Source organism: Streptomyces sp. NBC_00726, assembly GCF_045161735.1.
Classification (GTDB): Bacteria; Actinomycetota; Actinomycetes; order Streptomycetales; family Streptomycetaceae; genus Streptomyces.
In genome coordinates, this window is record NZ_CP108983.1 from 2239121 (window position 1) to 2257979 (window position 18859).

14 protein-coding genes and 1 tRNA gene are annotated in these 18859 nt (G+C 72.3%); 2 read left to right on the forward strand and 13 right to left on the reverse strand.

Going from position 1 to position 18859, the window contains the following annotated elements; translation table 11 throughout:
* Positions 1 to 284: 284 nt before the first annotated feature.
* Entirely contained in the window at positions 285 to 2066 is a 1782-nt protein-coding gene (locus OG338_RS09915; RefSeq protein ID WP_405936966.1) for a DEAD/DEAH box helicase, read from the reverse strand.
* A 190-nt stretch (positions 2067 to 2256) separates the two neighbouring features.
* Positions 2257 to 3717 (reverse strand): MFS transporter, encoded by a 1461-nt coding sequence (locus tag OG338_RS09920; RefSeq protein WP_405936967.1) that lies wholly within the window; start codon positions 3715 to 3717, stop codon positions 2257 to 2259.
* A gap of 184 nt (positions 3718 to 3901) precedes the next feature.
* Between OG338_RS09920 and OG338_RS09925 the strand changes: the two genes are divergently transcribed.
* Positions 3902 to 3976 (forward strand) — tRNA-Cys (locus OG338_RS09925).
* 53 nt (positions 3977 to 4029) lie between these two features.
* Here OG338_RS09925 and OG338_RS09930 read toward each other — a convergent pair.
* The 9 genes from OG338_RS09930 to OG338_RS09970 form a co-directional block, all read right to left on the reverse strand.
* Entirely contained in the window at positions 4030 to 6375 is a 2346-nt protein-coding gene (locus OG338_RS09930) for a xanthine dehydrogenase family protein molybdopterin-binding subunit (RefSeq protein WP_405936968.1), read from the reverse strand.
* A complete protein-coding gene (locus OG338_RS09935) occupies positions 6372 to 7781 on the reverse strand; it encodes a 2Fe-2S iron-sulfur cluster-binding protein (protein WP_405936969.1) in 1410 nt (469 codons plus the stop codon). The genes OG338_RS09930 and OG338_RS09935 overlap by 4 nt, the downstream gene beginning before the upstream one ends.
* Complete coding sequence (locus tag OG338_RS09940; protein WP_405936970.1) at positions 7778 to 8674, reverse strand: FAD binding domain-containing protein; 897 nt, start codon at positions 8672 to 8674, stop codon at positions 7778 to 7780. The genes OG338_RS09935 and OG338_RS09940 overlap by 4 nt, the downstream gene beginning before the upstream one ends.
* Positions 8675 to 8981: 307 nt before the next feature.
* Positions 8982 to 10616, reverse strand: coding sequence for a beta-N-acetylhexosaminidase (locus OG338_RS09945; protein ID WP_405936971.1), 1635 nt, complete (start codon positions 10614 to 10616; stop codon positions 8982 to 8984).
* A 4-nt stretch (positions 10617 to 10620) separates the two neighbouring features.
* Positions 10621 to 11469 (reverse strand): carbohydrate ABC transporter permease, encoded by an 849-nt coding sequence (locus tag OG338_RS09950; protein ID WP_405936972.1) that lies wholly within the window; start codon positions 11467 to 11469, stop codon positions 10621 to 10623.
* Positions 11466 to 12419 carry a carbohydrate ABC transporter permease gene (locus OG338_RS09955; RefSeq protein ID WP_405936973.1) on the reverse strand — a complete coding sequence of 318 codons (954 nt, stop codon included), beginning with the start codon at positions 12417 to 12419 and terminating at the stop codon, positions 11466 to 11468. Before OG338_RS09955 ends, OG338_RS09950 begins: the two co-directional genes overlap by 4 nt.
* Positions 12420 to 12421: 2 nt before the next feature.
* Positions 12422 to 13726, reverse strand: coding sequence for an extracellular solute-binding protein (locus OG338_RS09960; RefSeq protein WP_405936974.1), 1305 nt, complete (start codon positions 13724 to 13726; stop codon positions 12422 to 12424).
* Positions 13727 to 13960: 234 nt separating this feature from the next.
* Positions 13961 to 14254, reverse strand: a complete 294-nt coding sequence (locus tag OG338_RS09965) for a DUF3039 domain-containing protein (protein ID WP_072484142.1) — start codon at positions 14252 to 14254, stop codon at positions 13961 to 13963.
* A 29-nt stretch (positions 14255 to 14283) separates the two neighbouring features.
* Positions 14284 to 14844 carry a YqgE/AlgH family protein gene (locus OG338_RS09970; RefSeq protein WP_018100784.1) on the reverse strand — a complete coding sequence of 187 codons (561 nt, stop codon included), beginning with the start codon at positions 14842 to 14844 and terminating at the stop codon, positions 14284 to 14286.
* Positions 14845 to 15120: 276 nt separating this feature from the next.
* On the opposite strand from OG338_RS09970, the gene murA reads away from it, so the two are divergent.
* Positions 15121 to 16461, forward strand: coding sequence for a UDP-N-acetylglucosamine 1-carboxyvinyltransferase (gene murA / locus OG338_RS09975; RefSeq protein ID WP_405936975.1), 1341 nt, complete (start codon positions 15121 to 15123; stop codon positions 16459 to 16461).
* A 120-nt stretch (positions 16462 to 16581) separates the two neighbouring features.
* Here the strand turns inward: murA and OG338_RS09980 are convergent, their stop codons facing one another.
* Positions 16582 to 16863: an HU family DNA-binding protein gene (locus tag OG338_RS09980; RefSeq protein WP_017237029.1), complete on the reverse strand. Its 282-nt coding sequence runs from the start codon at positions 16861 to 16863 to the stop codon at positions 16582 to 16584.
* 353 nt (positions 16864 to 17216) lie between these two features.
* The gene (locus OG338_RS09985) at positions 17217 to 18650 is read right to left on the reverse strand and encodes an NAD-dependent malic enzyme (RefSeq protein ID WP_405936976.1); all 1434 of its coding nucleotides are present in this window, start codon (positions 18648 to 18650) and stop codon (positions 17217 to 17219) included.
* Between the last annotated feature and the right edge of the window lie 209 nt (positions 18651 to 18859).

The following is an 18859-nucleotide window of genomic DNA, read 5'->3' on the forward strand; positions in this document are numbered from 1 at the left end:
ACAGTAGCGAGCGAGTCCGCTCAGCGGAAGCCCTCGTCCAGAATCCGGTCGCCCTCAAAAACCCGGTTGCGCGGTACGAGCATAAGTGCCGGTCAGCGGCGCGCGGACCGTTCATCGCGCATCTACGCGCGTCCAGGTCGGCCGACTCCGATGCGACGCTCCGTAGACCGGATGTGAACCGCGGTTAACTCACCGTGAAAATTTTTTAGGCCGATTCATTGATCGACAAGGCCCCGGGACCCTTGTGCGGGTGCCGGGGCCTGTCTCGCCATGCCGTACGCGGGTCAGCGCATCCTGGTGGCCCACTCCTGGACCTTCTTGATCCGCTGCTCGATCTGCCCGGCGGTGGCCTCCGCGCTCGGCGGTCCGCCGCAGACCCGGCGCAGCTCGGTGTGGATCACGCCGTGCGGCTTGCCGCTCTGGTGGGTGTAGGCGGAGACCATGGTGTTCAACTGCTTGCGCAGACCGAGAAGTTGCTTGTGCGTGACGACCGGGCGGTCCTGGGCGGGCTTCTCCAGCAGGTCGGCCTCGGACGCGGGCTTCTGGCGGCTGTGCGCGATCTGCCGGGTCTGCCGCTTCTGGAGCAGCAGCTGGACCTGGTCGGGTTCGAGGAGCCCGGGGATGCCGAGGTAGTCCTGCTCCTCCTCGCTGCCGGGGTGGGCCTGCATGCCGAATTCGGCGCCGTCGTAGAGCACCCGGTCGAAGACCGCGTCGGACTCCAGCGCTTCGAAGGGCAGCTGCTCCTCGGTCTCCTCGTCCTCCAGCTTCTCCGCGTCGGCGAGGAGCTTGTCCTCCTCCGCGAACGGGTTCTCCTCGTCGCTGCCCTTCTTGGGCTTGTCGAGGACGTGGTCCCGCTCGACCTCCATCTCGTTGGCGAAGTCGAGGAGCATCGGGATGGTGGGGACGAAGACGGACGCGGTCTCGCCGCGCCTGCGGGAGCGCACGAAGCGGCCGACGGCCTGGGCGAAGAAGAGCGGGGTCGAGATGGTGGTGGCGTACACCCCGACGGCCAGGCGCGGCACGTCGACGCCCTCGGACACCATGCGGACGGCGACCATCCAGCGCGAGTCGTCCGCGCTGAACTTGTCGATCTTCTTCGAGGCGGCCTTCTCGTCGGAGAGGACGACGGCGGGCGTCTCGCCGGTGACCTTCTTCAGGATCTTGGCGTACGCGCGTGCCGACTCCTGGTCCGTGGCGATGACGAGCCCGCCCGCGTCCGGGATGCCCTTGCGGACCTCGGTGAGCCGCTTGTCGGCGGCGCTCAGCACATTGGGAATCCACTCGCCGGTGGGCGCCAGGGCGGTGCGCCACGCCTGCCCGATGGCGTCCTTGGTCATCGGCTCGCCGAGCCGGGCCGCGATCTCGTCGCCGGCCTTGGTGCGCCAGCGCATGTTGCCGCTGTAGCTGAGGAATATCACCGGGCGCACGACGCCGTCGGCCAGGGCGTTCCCGTAGCCGTAGGTGTAGTCGGCGGAGGAGCGCCGGATGCCGTCGTCGCCCTCCTCGTACACGACGAAGGGGATCGGGTTGGTGTCCGACCGGAAGGGGGTGCCGGTGAGCGCGAGCCGCCGGGTCGCCGGGTCGAACGCCTCCTGGCACGCCTCGCCCCAGGACTTGGAGTCACCGGCGTGGTGGATCTCGTCCAGGATGACCAGGGTCTTGCGCTGCTCGCAGCGGTTGCGGTGCAGCATCGGGCGGACGCCGACGCCGGCGTAGGTGACGGCGACCCCGTGGTACTCCTTGCTCAGCGGCCCCGCGCTGTAGTCGGGGTCCAGCTTGATCCCTATCCGGGCGGCCGCCTCGGCCCACTGCTTCTTCAGGTGCTCGGTGGGCGCGACGACGGTGACCTGCTGCACGACGTGGTGGTGCAGCAGCCAGGAGGCGAGGGTCAGCGCGAAGGTGGTCTTCCCGGCGCCGGGCGTTGCGACGGCGAGGAAGTCGCGCGGCTGCTCCTGGATGTACTTCTCCATGGCCCCCTGCTGCCAGGCTCGCAGCTTGCCGGCCGTGCCCCAGGGGGCGCGGCCGGGGAAGGCGGGTGAGAGGTGGTGGGAGGCGGTAGTAGTCACGGTCTCCGGTTCGGGTCTCTCGGGTACGTGGGCGCTGTCCGCACGGGCCGGACCGGCACCGCACGCGATACGACAACCGGGCCACCCTACCGGTGCACCCACCCCGCACCGCCGCGTACCGCGCCACCCCACACGTAAGTGCGACGGCTCTCACACGGCGCCTCTCGTACGGCGCCGGACCGGCGCCCGCTCACCGTTCCCGTACCCGTTCCGCCACCCATGCCCCCGCCAGGGCCACCGCGGCCATCGGGAAGAAGACGACCGCGAAGGCGGCGGGGTGGGAGGTGGCGGTGGCGTCCGTGGTGTCCATCGTGCCGCCGCCCAGGGCGGCGAACGCGGCGCCGCCCGCGGCCAGCAGGAGGACGTTGGAGAGGCCGTCGGAGATCTGGAGGGCGGCCGAGTTGGCGCCGGCCTCCTCGGGGGCGGAGAGCTTCAGGAGCAGCACGCTGGTGGAGGCGATCACCACGCCCATGCCGAAGCAGCCGAAGGCCCAGGCGACCGCCACGGTCCACACCGGGACGGAGGCGATCAGGACGGCCGGGGCCGCCGCGATGGACAGGGCGACCAGGATCATGGCGCCGACCATCAGGGGCTCGCGGTGCGGTTCCAGGCGGGGCCGGGACTGCACGTACGAGCCCAGCGCCCAGGTGCCGCCGCCCGCCGCCAGGGAGAGGCCCGCCAGGGTCGGGGACATGCCGCGCTGGGTGACCAGCATCAGCGGGACGAACGATTCGGCGGCGATGAAGGACCCGGCCGCGACACCGCGCAGCAGCACCACCGCGGGCAGCCCGCGCGCCGCGCGCCAGGTGCCCCTGGGCAGCAGCCCCCGGATCGCGGGGACGAGCAGCGCGGCCCCGGCGGCGGCCGGCAGCAGCGACAGCCAGTTCCGCTCCTGTCCGGCGTACTGGAGCAGCCCGGCGCCCAGCGAGATGCCCAGCGCGAGCGCGATGCGCCGGCGGTCGTACGCCTCCACCGGCGCGTCCGGGTCCGCCGGCCCGGACGCCATGCGCCGGATCTCGGGCAGCGCGAGCGCGAGCGGGAAGACGATCAGGACCGGGATGCCGACGAAGACCCAGCGCCAGCCCAGGTGCTCGGTGACGCTGCCGGCGGCGAGCGGCCCGACGACCGAGGGGATGACCCAGCTCGCGGCGAACGCGGCCAGGATCGCCGGCCGCAGCCGCTCCGGATAGGCCCGGCTGATCACCACGTACAACGCGACGATCACCAGCCCGCCGCCGAGCCCCTGCACGGCCCGCCCCGCGATGAACATCCACATCGAACCCGCGGTCCCGGACAGCAGCAGCCCCGCCGCGAAGGCGCTGATCCCGGCGGCCAGCGGGGCGAGCGGGCCGCGCCGGTCGGCCCACTGCCCGGACAGCACCATGGCGAACAGGCTGGTCGTGAAGTACGCCGAGAACGCGTACGCGTACATCGGGATGCCGTGCAGCTCCCGCGCGGCGACCGGCATCGCGGTCCCCACCGCGGTGGCCTCGAACGCGATCAGGAACACCACGGAGACGATGCCGATGCTGAGCGCCCGGTACGTCCGCCCGAGAATCCCCTCCGGCAGCACGGGCCCGGCGGGGCCGGTGGCGTCGACGTCTTCGATGAGGCGCGGCACATCGGCGTCACGCGGTTCCAGGGCGGTCATGAGCCCAGGGTAAGGGGCGTAACGCTTGATGAACCCTGTCCGCGGTCGGCCCCGCCCTCGGCCGTTGGTCCTAGGCCCGTTGCCCCGAACGTGAACGCCGTGTGGCAGTCGCGTTGCACGCCCGCCGGAACCCTTGAGCGGCCCGCACGGCCGGGCCTACGGTCGTTTCAGCGACACCACGCAGGACCGTGTGCCCGAGAGGCTCAGGGGCTCGACTGCAACTCGAGTTACACCGGTTCGAATCCGGTCACGGTCTCCACTCGACCGCCCGCCCCCGCCCCGGGGGCGGGCGGTTTCCGTGTGCGGGGCCGGTCAGCCCTTCGGCGTCGCGACCGCTGCCTGGGGGCGGATCGGGAGGCGGTTGACCGGGCGGCCGGTCGCCGCGCGGACCGCTGCCGCGACCGCGGCCGGGGAGGTGACCACCGGGGCCGCCGAGGCGGGCTTCGCGCCGAACGGGGCGACCACGTCGCGCTCCTCGATCAGCTTCACGATGCGGATCTCCGGCGCGTCGAGCGAGGTCGGCAGGGCGTAGCCGGTGAGGTCCGGGTGGCGGACCAGGCCGCGGGCGGTGCGGAGGTTCTCGGTGAGGGCGGCGCCGATGCCCTGGGTGACGCCCGCCTCGATGCGGGTCGCCAGCTGGGACGGGTTGAGGACGCGGCCGACGTCCTGGGCGACGGCCATCTCGACCACCCGGACCGAACCCAGCTCGATGTCGACGTCCACCACCGCACGGACCGCGCAGAAGGCCATGCCCACGAAGGCGTCGCCCTGCCCGGACTCGTCCAGCGGTTCGGTGGGGTGCGGGCGGCACTGCGCGGTGGCCCACAGCTCCTTGCCGTCCAGCGCCTCCGAAACGGTGGTGGAGAGCACTCCGTCGTACGAGGTGATCTTGCCGTCCGTGATCTGGAGCAGCTCCGTGGACATCCCGAACTTGTGCGCCAGGGGCTGGAGGAGCTGGGTGCGGACCATCTTCGCGGCGCGTTCGACCGCGCCGGCGGAGACCCAGGTGTGCCGGCCGTGCGTGGCCGGTCCGGCCGGCGGCTGGTCGGTGTCGACGGAGGCCACGTGCACCTCCTCGACGCCCAGGGTCTCCTGGACGACCTGCCGGGCCAGCGTGGCGAAGCCCTGGCCCGTCTCGACGGCGGCGCAGATGACGGTGGCGACCGAGTCGTGCACCCGGACCGTGGCCGTGGACACCTCGTCGGCGCCCTCCGCGCCGAGCATGTGGACCATGCCCAGCGCGTATCCGACGCCCCGGCGCACCGCGCCCGGTTCGCCCGCGCCCTCGGGGCCGCCCGGCAGCAGCCAGTCGTCCTCCGGGGCGTCCTTGGGCAGGGCGGGCAGCGGGTGGTCCCGGACGGCGGTGAGCAGTTCGGCGACGGGCGCGGGACAGGTCACGGTCTGCCCGGTCGGCAGGATGTCGCCGGTCGCCAGCACGTTGCGCATGCGCAGCTCGGCCGGGTCGATCCCCAGCTTCGCGGCCAGCTTGTCCATCTGGCCCTCGTAGGCGGCGCAGACCTGCATCGCGCCCTCGCCCCGGACATGGCCGGACGGCGGGTTGTTCGTACGGACGGCCCAGCCCTCGATGAGGGCGTGCGGGACGACGTACGGGCCGCCGGCGAAGGCGACCGCGGCGGCCAGCGACTCCGACGAGGCGTCCGCGTAGGCGCCCGCGTCCAGCAGGATCTGGGCCTCCACCTTGACCAGGCGGCCCTCCGCGTCCGCGTGGTGGCGGTAGCGCAGCAGGGTCGGATGGCGGTGGGCGTGGCCGAGGAAGGACTCCTCGCGGGTGGCGGCCAGCTTGACCGGGCAGCCGGTGCGCAGGGCGAGCAGGCCCAGCGGCAGCTGGAAGGCGGGGTCCTCGCGGTCACCGGTCGCGCCGGGGACTCCGGTGACGACGACCTTGACCCGCTCCGGTTCGAGGCCGAAGCAGGCGGCGGCCAGGTCGCGGTCGGTGTGCGGGTCCGTGGACGCGGTGTACAGCTCGACACCGCCGTCCGGGCGGGGCACGGCGAGCCCGGCCTCCGCGCCGATCGGGGCGGGGTCCTGGCGGCCGATGCGGTACAGCCCGTCCACGACGACCTCGCCGGTCGCCTCCGGGTCGCCGTAGCGCAGCGGGATGTGGCGGATGAGGTTGCCGTCGGGGTGCAGCGGCTCGGCCTCGAACGCCTTCTCCGGGTCGGTGACCGGGTCCAGCACCTCGTACTCGACGGCGATCGCGGCGGCGGCGAGCCGGGCGGTGTCCGGGTGGTCGGCGGCGACGGCGGCGATCGGCTCGCCGTGGTGGCGGACCAGGCCGGCGGCGAAGACCGGGCGGTCCACGACCTTGCGGCCGTACAGTGCCTCGCCCGGGACGTCCTCGTGGGTGACGACCGCGCGCACCCCGGGCATCTCGGCGGCGGCCGAGGTGTCGATGGAGACGATGCGGGCGTGCGCGTGCGGGGAGCGCAGGACGGCCGCCCAGAGCAGGCCCTCGGCCCACAGGTCGGCGGCGTACGGGAAGGTGCCCTCGGTCTTGGCGCGGGCGTCGGCCGGCGGCAGCGAGGCACCGAGGCCGAGCCGCGGCCGCTCGGTCTCGGGTCCGCCCTCGCCGGCCGGGCCGGCGGGCGACGGGATGCTGATCGTCGTGGGGGTGGCGCCGGCCGCGTCGTTGCTCACGCCATGCCTCCGTCCTGCTGGTGGGCCTGCACACTACCGGCGCCGGGCCCCGCCTGGTGCGGGATGCGGGGCTCCTCCGGCTCACCGGACCCGGTCCCTTCGGCGGCCTCGACCGCTTCGGCGGCTTCGGCGGCTGCCTCGCGGCCCGCGATGACCTCGTTGACCGCGTCCAGGACGCCCCGGTAGCCGGAGCAGCGGCAGAGGTTGCCGCACAGCGCCCGGCGGGTCTCCAGCTCGCTGGGGCGGTGGTTGCCCTCCAGGAGGTCGTGGACGGTCATCGCCATGCCGGGGATGCAGAAGCCGCACTGCACGGCGCCGCAGTCCGCCAGCGCCCGCTGCACGTCGGACGGTTCGCCGTCGACGGCAAGGCCCTCGACCGTACGGACCTCGCTGCCGGCCGTCGTGGCGGCGGGGACCAGGCAGGAGGCGACGAGCCGCCCGTCCACCTGGACGTTGCACGCCCCGCACTCGCCCTGCGAGCAGCCGTCCTTGGCCCCGGCGAGGCCGAGGCGCTCGCGCAGCACGTAGAGCAGGGACTCACCGATCCAGGCGTCGGTGACGGGCCGGTCCACGCCGTTGACGTGCAGTACGTACGAGGCGGCCGGGTGCTCGCTGGGCAGCGGGGGCCCCTCCGGGGCCGGGGCCTCGGGCACCTCCGCGGGTTGGACGGCCTCCGCCTCGGGCGCCTCCGCGTCCGGCACCGCTTCCCCGGCGGGCTCGGCGCCGGGCTCCGTCGCACCGGGGTCCGCCGCCTCGGCGGCCTCGGCCTCCGGGCCCGGGGCGGGCCGCTCGTCGTCGGCGGGCTCCGCCGCCTCGGGAGCGCTCTCGGCGGCGACGCCCTCCGGCGCCTCCACGTCCGCGACCGGCTCCGCGGCCTCGGCCGCGTCCGGCACCGCCCACGGGGCCGGGGCGCCGCCCGGGAGCGTGGCCGGGCGGTCCGCGTACCAGTCGGCGGCGGGCGGCGGGGTGTACAGCTCGCCGGAGTCGTCCGAGAGCCCGGCGGCCGGGGCCGGCCAGGCCGAGGTGTCCACCTGCCACTGGCCCGTGGCGGCCGGGTCGGCGGTGTACGGCTCCGGGTACGGGCCGGCGTCCTGCTGGTCCTCGGGGGGCGGGTAGCCGTAGCCGGACTGCTGGTTCGGGTCGGGCCAGTGCACCGCGTCGGGCGCGGGCTGCTCCGGGGCCGGGACGGCCCAGTTGCCGGCGGCCGCCGGGTCGCGGTCGGCGGCGGGGGTCAGCGGCAGGATCATCGGCGGGGTGTAGCCGTGGCCGGGCGCGGCCAGCGGGACGTCCGCCAGGTCCTCCGGCGGCAGCTGGACGAAGGCGGTCGCCTCGCCGTCGTAGTCGCCGCCCTGCGGGGTCGGCTGCCAGCCGCCGTGCTGCTGCTCGGCGGGGTTCTCCTTGCTCACGACAGTGCCCTCCCCAGCGCGCGTCGGGCGAGCGCGGCGACGGTGCGCCGCAGGTGCAGTACGGCGGGGGGCAGCGGTGGCGCCTCTCCCCCGTCGGCGGGTGGTTCCTGGTCCGGGATGCAGGCGGCCGCGACGTACTCGCCGAAGGCGGCCAGCGCGTCGGGGGCGAGGCCGCGAGCCCCGTCCCAGTCGATCAGCGAGGCGATCCAGCGCTCCGCCTCCAGCGGGCGCAGCGGCATCGGCGCGATGGCCCCGACCGCGCAGCGCACCCCGCGCCGGGCCGGGTCGAGGACGATCGCGACGGAGGCGGTGGCGCGGCCCGGGCCGGTGCGCCCGGTGGCCTTCAGGAAGACCTGCGGGGCGTGCAGCAGGGGCACCCGGACGAAGCCGATCAGCTCGGCGGGCTCCAGCATCTCGCGGCCGGCCAGCAGATGGGAGACGGGGATCTCGCGGCGGGCGCCGCCGGGTCCGGCGATGACGAGCTCGGCCTCAAGCGCGGCGAGCACCGGGAGCGCGTCGCCGGTCGGGGCGGCGGTCGCGATGTTGCCGCCGAGCGTGCCGGCGTTGCGGATCTGCGGGGGGCCGGCGGCGCGGGCGGCGGCGGCGAGCGCGGGGATGAGGGCCGCGAAGTCGGGCCGCCCCATGCGGGCGTGGGTCAGGCCGGCGCCCAGCAGGGCGTGCCCGTCCTGGTAGTGCCAGCCGCGCAGCTCGCTGATCCGGCCGAGTCCGACCAGACCGGAGGGGCGCAGGAGCCCCTTGTTGACGGCCGACATCAGGTCCGTGCCGCCTGCCACGGGGACGGCGGCCGGCATGGCGCCGAGTGCCGCCACCGCCTCGTCCAGCGAGGCAGGCAGCGTCACGGACTGCGTCGCCTGCGGTGCGTGCGTGGTCAACCCAGCTGCCCCTTCCCGGTGTCCCGGCGCTCCCGCCTGTTTCGCCGTACGGTACGTGCTCGAAGCCCGGACGTGGCAACTCTGGCACATCTTCGGACCGGCCCGACGCGCAGGTCCGCGAAGGGTGTATCCGTCCATGGTCAGGGTAATGGTCCCGATTTCAGGCCGGTTCGGCGGTGCGCACCGTTTGCCGCTCTTCCTCGTGTCCGTACGGCTTTCTCCGTTGTACGGGCGGCGCCCGGCGCAAACGCCGCCGCCACCACGGTCGCAGGGGCCGTGGTGGCGGGAGAGCGGATTCGGGCCGGGCTCACACGTTCGGGGGTGCCCCCTCGATCGGGCGTCCGAGGATGCCGGGGCGCCGCTGCCAGGGCAGCGGTCCGGACGGCGGCCGGTAGCCGACGCCGAGGGCGTCGAGCCGGGCGTAGTGGGCGGTCATGCGGTGCTCGAATCCGGCGAAGTCCCGTTCGTCCGGGGCGGGCAGGGCCGACCAGGCGACCTCGGCGAAGGCGGCGAGGCGGGGGAAGACCTGGTAGTCGACGCGGGCCCGGTTCTGCATGACCTCGGTCCACACGTTGGCCTGGGTGCCGAGGACATGCCGGGCGGCCTCCTCGCTCAGCGCCGGCGGCACGGGTTCGAAGCGGTAGACGTCCTCCAGGGTGCGCACGTAGCCGATGGGCATCGGCTCGTCGGGGCCGCCGTCCTGACGGTGGTCCAGATAGACCTGCTGCTCCGGGCACATGACCACGTCGTGCCCGGCCTCGGCGGCCGCGATGCCGCCCGCGTAACCGCGCCAGGAGGAGACGGCGGCGCCGGGCGCGAGGCCGCCCTCCAGGATCTCGTCCCAGCCGATGAGGCGGCGGCCGCGCTCGGCGAGCCAGGTGTCGAAGTGGCGGATGAACCAGGACTGGAGCTCGTCCTCGTCCGCCAGGCCGAGTTCCTTGATGCGGGCCTGCGCGGCGGGCGACCGCTTCCACTGGTCCTTGGGGCACTCGTCGCCGCCGACGTGGACGAACGGCGAGATCTCCGGCGGGAAGAGCTCCAGGATCTCCTCGAAGACGCCCTCGTAGAACCGCAGGACGTGGTCGGTGGGGGCCAGGACGTTCGGTGTGACGCCCCAGTCGTCCCAGACGCCGAGCGCCGAGGTGTCGATGACGTCGGTGTTGCCCAGCTCCGGGTAGGCGCTGATCGCGGCCTGCGAGTGGCCGGGGATGTCGATCTCGGGGACGACCCGGATGTGCCGGGCGGCGGCGTAGGCGACGATCTCGCGGATGTCGTCCTGGGTGTAGTAACCGCCGTGCGGGGTCTCGTCCCACAGCTCGGATGCCCGGTGCCCGTACTTGGTACGCGGCCGCCAGGCACCGGCCTCGGTGAGGCGGGGGTACCGCTTGATCTCGACGCGCCAGCCCTGGTCGTCGCTGAGGTGGAAGTGGAAGACGTTCAGCTTGTGCGCGGCGAGCAGGTCGAGATAGCGCAGGACGTCGTCCTTGGGCATGAAGTGCCGTGCCACGTCGAGCATCAGGCCGCGCCAGCCGAAGCGGGGCGCGTCCTCGATGTCGGTGAACCCGAAGGCCGCCTCGCCGCCACCCGTCGGCGCCTTCCGGAACGCCTGCGGGCCCAGCAGCTGGCGCAGGGTCTGGGCGCCCCAGAACACCCCGGCGGGGCTGCCGCCGACGATGACGACGCCCTCGTCGGGCAGGGTGGTGAGCCGGTAGCCCTCGGGGGGCAGGGCGGCGTCGACGCGCAGCACGATGGCGCGCGGGGCGGCGCTCCCGGTGCCGGGGGCGAGGGGCAGGCCGAAGGCGGCGCCCAGGGTGGCACGCAGCCAGCGCTCGGTGCTCTCGGTGCCGGGGGCCGCCGCGATGGTGGTGGACGCGTCGAGGACGCATCCGCGGCGCCCCCGGTCGTCGGCGCGCAGGGGCGCCGGGATCAGTTCCATGGCCATGACGTCAGTCCTTAACCGCTCCGCCGAGTCCGGAGACCAGGCGTCGCTGTACGAGTACGAAGAAGACCAGCACGGGCACGGTCATCACCGTCGAGGCTGCCATGATCCCTCCCCAGTCGTTCTCATCGGGTTTGAAGAAGACCAGCAGCGCCATCGGAAGCGTCGACTGGGAGGTGTCGCTGATGATGAACGACTTCGCGAACAGGAAGTCGTTCCAGGTGGAGATGAACGAGAAGACGCTCGTCGCCACCAGGCCGGGGAAGACCAGCGGGAAGAGGATCTGCCACAGGAAGCGGGTGCGGCTCGCCCCGTCGATGTACGCGGCTTCCTCCAGCGCGTCCGGCACGGCCCGTACGAAGCCGCGCAGCATCCAGATCGCGAACGGCAGCGAGAACGCCAGGTGCGGCAGGATCAGCGAGCCGAGCGTGTTCAGCTGGCCGAAGTCCCGCATCAGGAAGAACAGCGGGATCGTCAGCGCCTCCACCGGCACCATCTGCGCGACCAGGAACATGATCAGCAGCGTGGTCCGGAAGCGGAAACGGAACCGGGTGACCGCGGTGGCCGCCAGGAACGCGATGAGCGCGGAGGCGACGACGACCGTCCCGGCGACGAGCAGGCTGTTGAGGAAGTAGCGCCCGAAGTCCTGCTGCTGGAAGACCCGCCGGAAGGAGTCCAGGGACGGCGACAGGGTCCAGGGCCTGGGGTGCGTGGACTGGATCTCGCCCGCCGGTTTGAACGCGGAGAGCACCATCCAGTACAGCGGGAAGGCGACGGCGGCGGCGATGAGCAGCGCGGCCGCCTCGGCGGCGAGCCGGCCGGGCCGGCGGACGAACGAGCGGACGGGCAGGCTCACAGTTCCTCCCCCTGACGGCGTACGAGACGCAGGTAGACCAGCGTCACGGCGAGCAGGATCAGCAGCATCACGACGCCGATCGCTGAGCCGAGGCTGTACTGCGAGGAGGCGAACGCCTTCTGGTACGCGTACACGTTGAGCACCAGGTTCTGTCCGGCGATCCCGCCGCCGTTGGTCATGACGTAGATCTGGGTGAACACCTTGAAGTCCCAGATGACCGACTGGATGGTGACGACGGTGAGGATCGGCCGCAGCATCGGGGCGGTGACGGACCGCCAGATCCGCCACTGCGAGGCCCCGTCCAGCGCGGCCGCCTCAAGCACCTCGGTGGGGATCGCCCGGATGCCCGCGTACACCGTGACCATCACGAACGGGAAGGAGCACCACAGGACTTCGAGGAGCACCAGCGCGAAGGCGCTGTAGCGCCCGTACGTCCACGAGTGGTCGCCGAGCCCCAGGACGCGGTTGACCGGGCCGAAGTCGGCGTCGAAGAGGAAGACCCAGACGGTCGACCCGGTGATCGCGGGCGTGGCCCAGGCGCCGAGCGCGGCGAGCATGAGGGCGAGCCGGGGCACGGCCCGTATCCGGGTCAGCAGGACGGCCAGCGCGCAGCCGACGAGCAGGGTGGCGAGGACGCAGGCGGCGGCGAAGACCACGGTGGCGGACAGGACCTGCCAGAACTGGCCGTCGCCGAAGAGTTCCGCGTAGTTGCCCAGGCCCTGGAAGGTGGCCGGTTCGCCGCCGCTGACCTGGGCCTGGGTGTACTCCAGGAAGGAGATCAGGCCGAGCTGGTAGATCGGGTAGACCAGCAGCCCGCCGAGCAGGACGAGCGCGGGCAGCAGATAGAGCCAGGGCGTCCAGCCCGGCCGCCGGGCCGGGGACGCGGACCGGCGGCGCGGGGCGGGTGCGGGCGCGGGGCGTGTTTTGTACGCCGTGCTGTTCGCGGTCATCGTCAGCCCGCGTCGGCGAACGCCGCGTCCATCTTCTTCGCGGCGTCGTCGGCCGCCTTCGCCACGTCCTTACGGCCGCTGACGATCTCCTGGAACATCGTGGGCAGGATCAGCGAGGAGTCGATCTGCCCCCAGGCCGGCGATGCGGGCACGAACTTGGCTCCGGCGCCGAGCGTCTTGACGAAGGGCTCGACGAACGGCTCGCGCTGCGCGGCGGCGGCGCGGACGTCGGTGTAGGTCGGCAGGAAGCCCATCGCGTCGAACATGCGGGCCTGGGACGCCTTGCCGGTCAGCTCCTTCATCAGGTCGACGGCCAGGGTGCGGTGGCCGCTGCTCTTCAGCACGCCGATGTTGTTGCCGCCGGCGAACGCGGGTGCGATGGAGCCCTCGGTCAGGCCGGGCAGCGGGACCACCGCGTACTTGCCCTTGACGCTGCCGGCCTCGACGGCCGCGTGGCTGAAGTCGCCGCCGATGGCCATGGCGGCCTTGCCGGAGGCGAAGGCGGTGACGGTCGCGTTGCCGCCCATGGCCGCGCACTTGGCGGGCGGGCAGTTGGAGGCGCCGAAGAGCGAGGTGTACGCCTCGATGCCCTTGCGGGCCTTCGCGCTGTTGATGGCCGACTTGTACGAGGAGCCGTCCTGGTCGGCCAGTTCGCCGCCGTTGGCCCAGATGAACGGCATCGCGCCGTAGGTGTAGGCGCCGCCGACGGCGAGCCCGTACAGGTCCGGCTTCTTCCGGTGGACCTTCTTGGCGGTGGAGATCAGTTCGGCCTGGGACTTGGGCGGTTCGATGCCCAGGTCCGCGAAGACGTCGGTGCGGTAGTAGAGCGCGCGTACGCCGACGAAGAGCGGGGCCCCGTAGACCTTGCCGTCGACCGTCACGGACTGCCTGGCGGCCGGGTCGGTGTCCTTGGCGTCGGCCCAGGCGCCGAACTCGGAGGTGATGTCGGCGAGTCCGCCGTCCTTGACGTATCCGGCGGTGTCGGTGTTGCCGTACTCGATGAGGTCGGGGGCGCTCTTCGGGTCGTTGAAGGCGGCTTTGACGCGCTGGGCGCGGGTCTCGACCGGGATGTACTCGATCTCGACCTTCGCACCCTCGTGGGCCTTCTTGAAGGCGGCGACCGCGGTGTCGACCACCTTCTCCTTCGGCTTGTTGCCGACCTCCTGGAACAGCCAGACCCGCAGCGTGCCGGTCTTCTCGTCGCCCTTGGCTCCGGTGTCGGAGGTCTGCGGCGCGCAGGCGGTGGCGGTGAGGCCCGCCAGGACGAGCGCCGCGGCCGGGGCGGCGATTCGGGCAGAGAACTTCATCCGGGAACCCCTACCGGTCAGCGTTGCAGCATATGCAACGCACGTTTCGTTCTGCACAACAGGCAGGAGAGTAGGTCGGCCCGGGGACGGCGACAAGTGGTCTGCACCACCTCTGCACCACTCCGTGACCTGGCGGAGCACCCCGTGCAACGGCATGCGAAAGACCCCCGGGGCTCACGGATGTGCGCCCCGGGGGTCTCCCGGACCTTCAGCTGCGGGCCGTACCGGTGGCCGTTACTTCTTGTCCTTGCCGCCCTTGCCCTTGTCCTTGTCGCCGCCGGCGCCCATGGACTCGTAGATCTCCTTGCACATCGGACAGACCGGGTACTTCTTGGGATCGCGCCCCGGTACCCAGACCTTGCCGCACAGTGCGACCACGGGGGTGCCCTCCAGGGCGCTCGCCATGATCTTGTCCTTCTGGACGTAATGGGCGTAGCGCTCGTGGTCGCCGTCGCCGTTCGACACCTGTGGTGTCGGCTCCACGAGGGTTCCGGTACCTGCCCCGCGCTCGGGCTCAAGAGTGCTCATAACCGCCAAGCGTACTGAAGAACGGGACATCAGTTCAGCGAAGGGTCGTCCGGATACGTGGCGATCATGGCCAGTTCGCTGCGCTGCCGGCGCAGCACCGCACGCCACAGGCCCTCCGGGCGCGGCGAGGACACGTCGCCGGGCTCCGACTCGACCACGTACCAGGCGCCCTCGGACAGCTCGCGCTCCAGCTGTCCGGGGCCCCAGCCCGCGTACCCCGCGAAGATCCGCAGCGAGCCCACGGCCGCCGCCAGCAGCTCGGGCGGTGCCTCCAGGTCGACCAGGCCGATCGCCCCGTACACCCGGCGCCAGCCGAGGGGGCCCTCGCCGCCCGGGATCACGGCGACCCCGAGGGCGGAGTCCAGCGAGACCGGGCCGCCCTGGAAGACGACCTCCGGCTCACCGGTCAGCCCGGCCCAGGCCGCCAGGATGTCCACGACGCCCACCGGTGTGGGCCGGTTGAGGACCACGCCGAGGGAGCCCTCCTCGTCGTGGTCGAGGAGCAGCACGACCGCGCGGTCGAAGTTCGGGTCCGCCAGGGCGGGCGCGGCCACGAGCAGCCGCCCTGTGAGCGAGGACACCTCGGTCATGGCAGAAATGATCCCGCATCCGGGGCCGTGGCGGGGGCCAAGTGACACGGTCGTCGCGCTCGGTGCCCGAGCGCAGCTCAGGGCGCACGGGTGCACGAGGAGCGCACGGCCGGACCGGCGATCCGGACGGTGACCCTCCGCAAGTCCCGTACAGCAGAGCGTGTTGTGGCGGATTCATGACGTTCGTACACCACCCGTTCCCCTACGGAACGGGGGTGCGGGGCCATTACTCTTTCGTTTGGCCCCCCTGCCCGACCACTCCGGAACGCGAGATTCATGACCGGCACAGACGATGTCCTGCTTGTCCACGGCGGAACCCCGCTGGAGGGCGAGATCCGCGTCCGAGGCGCCAAGAACCTGGTGCCCAAGGCGATGGTCGCCGCGCTGCTCGGCAGCGGGCCCAGCCGGCTGCGCAACGTGCCCGACATCCGCGACGTACGCGTGGTGCGCGGGCTGCTCCAGCTGCACGGCGTGACGGTCCGCCCCGGCGAGGAGCCGGGCGAGCTGGTCCTGGACCCCACGCACGTCGAGAGCGCCAACGTCGCCGACATCGACGCGCACGCGGGGTCCTCGCGCATCCCGATCCTGTTCTGCGGTCCGCTGCTGCACCGGCTGGGCCACGCGTTCATCCCGGGGCTCGGCGGCTGCGACATCGGCGGCCGGCCGATCGACTTCCACTTCGACGTCCTGCGCCAGTTCGGCGCGACGATCGAGAAGCGGGCGGACGGGCAGTATCTGGAGGCCCCGCAGCGGCTGCGCGGCACCAAGATCCGGCTGCCGTACCCCTCGGTGGGCTCCACCGAGCAGGTGCTGCTGACCGCGGTGCTCGCCGAGGGCGTCACGGAGCTGTCCAACGCGGCCGTGGAGCCGGAGATCGAGGACCTGATCTGCGTCCTGCAGAAAATGGGCGCGATCATCTCGATGGACACCGACCGGACCATCCGGATCACCGGTGTGGACCGCCTCGACGGCTACACCCACCGCGCCCTGCCGGACCGCCTGGAGGCCGCCTCCTGGGCGTCCGCCGCGCTGGCGACCGAGGGCAACATCTACGTCCGGGGCGCCCAGCAGCGCTCGATGATGACGTTCCTGAACACCTACCGCAAGGTCGGCGGCGCCTTCGAGATCGACGACGAGGGCATCCGCTTCTGGCACCCGGGCGGCGCCCTGAACGCCATCGCGCTGGAGACGGACGTGCACCCCGGCTTCCAGACGGACTGGCAGCAGCCGCTGGTGGTCGCGCTGACGCAGGCCGCGGGCCTCTCCATCGTCCACGAGACGGTGTACGAGTCCCGGCTCGGCTTCACCTCCGCGCTGAACCAGATGGGCGCGCACATCCAGCTCTACCGCGAGTGCCTGGGCGGCTCGGACTGCCGCTTCGGCCAGCGCAACTTCCTGCACTCCGCGGTCGTGTCGGGCCCCACCAGGCTCCAGGGCGCGGACCTGGTCATCCCGGACCTGCGCGGCGGCTTCTCGTACCTGATCGCCGCCCTCGCGGCGCAGGGCACCTCCCGGGTGCACGGCATCGACCTGATCAACCGGGGCTACGAGAACTTCATGGACAAGCTGGAGAAGCTGGGCGCGAAGGTGGAACTGCCGGGCGGCTCGCTGGTCTGACGGGCCGGGCGGGCTGCCGACGGGCCTCAGGCCGACGGGCTTCAGCGGCCGCAGGCGGGCCGAATGCCGGAGGGCGGCCACCCCGGGTGGGGTGGCCGCCCTCCGTCGTGCCCAGGGGTCTTACTTGCCCTTGGCGGCTTCCTTGAGCTTGGAGCCCGCGGAGACCTTCACGCTGTAGCCGGCCGGGATGTTGATCGGGTCGCCGGTCTGCGGGTTACGAGCGGTGCGAGCGGCACGGTGGGTGCGCTCGAAGGTCAGGAAACCGGGGATGGTGACCTTCTCGTCGCCCTTGGCGACGACCTCGCCGACGGTCTCGGCGAGAGCGGCCAGCACGGCGTCGGCGTCCTTGCGGGTCACCTCGGCACGGTCGGCCAGGGCGGCCACCAGCTCACTGCGGTTCATGTTGTTACTCCCGTGTTCTTCTTGCCTGTGAGGCGTGAGATCGAAGCCGATGCTGCCAGGGCCCTCGGACAGTCCCCGTACCCGGGTCCGCCCTTGAGAGGGTCCGGTAGACCTCGCGCCCTGTGGGGTCTCCCCTGGACGTAGTCCTTGAGGAAGCATCCTGCCCCCACCTGCGGCGGGAAAGCCAATCCGGCACCCTCCGGGAGCCGCGCGAACAGCACCACTGCCTCGTCGTGGTGACATCCCGTCGACTCCCCCAGAGCCTGCCGCAGCGGTTGCGGGGCTCTGCGGGACGCGTCGCCCGCCCACCCTAAAGGGGCGTTTGGGGCGCCGCGACCCGCGACGCGCCGTAGTCAGACGGACGTGGGCGCCGTCACAGTGGCGCCGGCGGCCCGTGCGGCGTCCCGGACGGCCCCGGCGACCGCGCCGGCGACCTTGTCGTTGAAGACCGACGGGATGATGTAGTTCGCGTTCACCTCGTCCTCGGCGACCACGTCGGCCAGGGCGCGCGCGGCGGCGAGCATCATGTCCGTGTTGACGGTGCGCGACTGGGCGTCGAGCAGGCCCCGGAAGACGCCGGGGAAGACCAGCACGTTGTTGATCTGGTTCGGGAAGTCCGAGCGGCCGGTGGCCACGACGGCTGCGGTGCGGCGGGCGATCGCCGGGTCCACCTCGGGGTCCGGATTCGCGAGCGCGAACACGATGGCGCCCTCCGCCATGGCCGCCACGTCGTTCCCGTCCAGCACGTTGGGGGCCGAGACGCCGATGAAGACGTCGGCGCCCACCACGGCCTCCTTGAGGGTGCCGGTGACGCCCTCCGGGTTGGTGTTGTCGGCGATCCAGCAGAGCGGCGAGTCCGGGTCGGCGGAGCGCAGGTCCTCGCGGCCGGAGTGGACGACGCCGTGGATGTCGGCGACGACGGCGTGCTTGACGCCCGCGGCGATGAGGAGCTTCAGGATGGCCGTACCGGCCGCTCCGGCGCCGGACATGACGACCCGCACGTCCCCGATCGCCTTGCCCACCACGCGCAGCGCGTTGGTCAGCGAGGCCAGGACGACGATCGCCGTGCCGTGCTGGTCGTCGTGGAAGACGGGGATGTCCAGGGCCTCGCGCAGCCGGGCCTCGATCTCGAAGCAGCGCGGCGCGGAGATGTCCTCCAGGTTGATCCCCGCGAAGCCGGGCGCGATGGCCTTGACGATCTCGACGATGGCGTCGGTGTCCTGGGTGTCCAGGCAGATCGGCCACGCGTCGATGCCGGCGAAGCGCTTGAAGAGGGCCGCCTTGCCCTCCATGACGGGCAGCGCGGCCTTCGGGCCGATGTTGCCGAGGCCGAGCACCGCGGAGCCGTCCGTCACGACTGCGACGGAGTTGCGCTTGATGGTGAGGCGGCGGGCGTCCTCGGGATTCTCGGCGATCGCCATGCAGACCCGGGCCACGCCGGGGGTGTAGATCATGGAGAGGTCGTCGCGGTTGCGGATGGGGTGCTTGGACGCCATCTCGATCTTGCCGCCGAGGTGCATGAGGAACGTACGGTCGGAGACCTTGCCGAGCACGACGCCCTCGATGCCGCGCAGCCCCTTGACGATCTCGTCGGCGTGCGCGGTGGAGGAGGCGGCGATCGTGACGTCGATCCGCAGCTTCTCGTGGCCGGAAGCGGTCACGTCGAGGCCGGTGACCGAACCGCCGGAGGACTCCACGGCCGTGGTGAGCTGGGAGACCGCGGTGCCGCTCGCGGGCACCTCCAGCCTGACCGTCATCGAGTACGAGACGCTGGGCGCCGTTGCCATGGCCGAGTCCTTCGCTTTCCTTAGCTTCATTGCTATGCGCGTCCGAAGCCGAGCAGGCCCGGCAGCGGACACGCCTTCCGATATTCGCACCTACCGACGAGTAGCCGTTAATGACTGTCGCAGCGCGGAAAGTGTTTTCCACCATACGAGAGAGTCCGGCGCAGCGGAACCCCTCGCCGGGAACACGAAGAGGCCCGCGCCACCGGAAG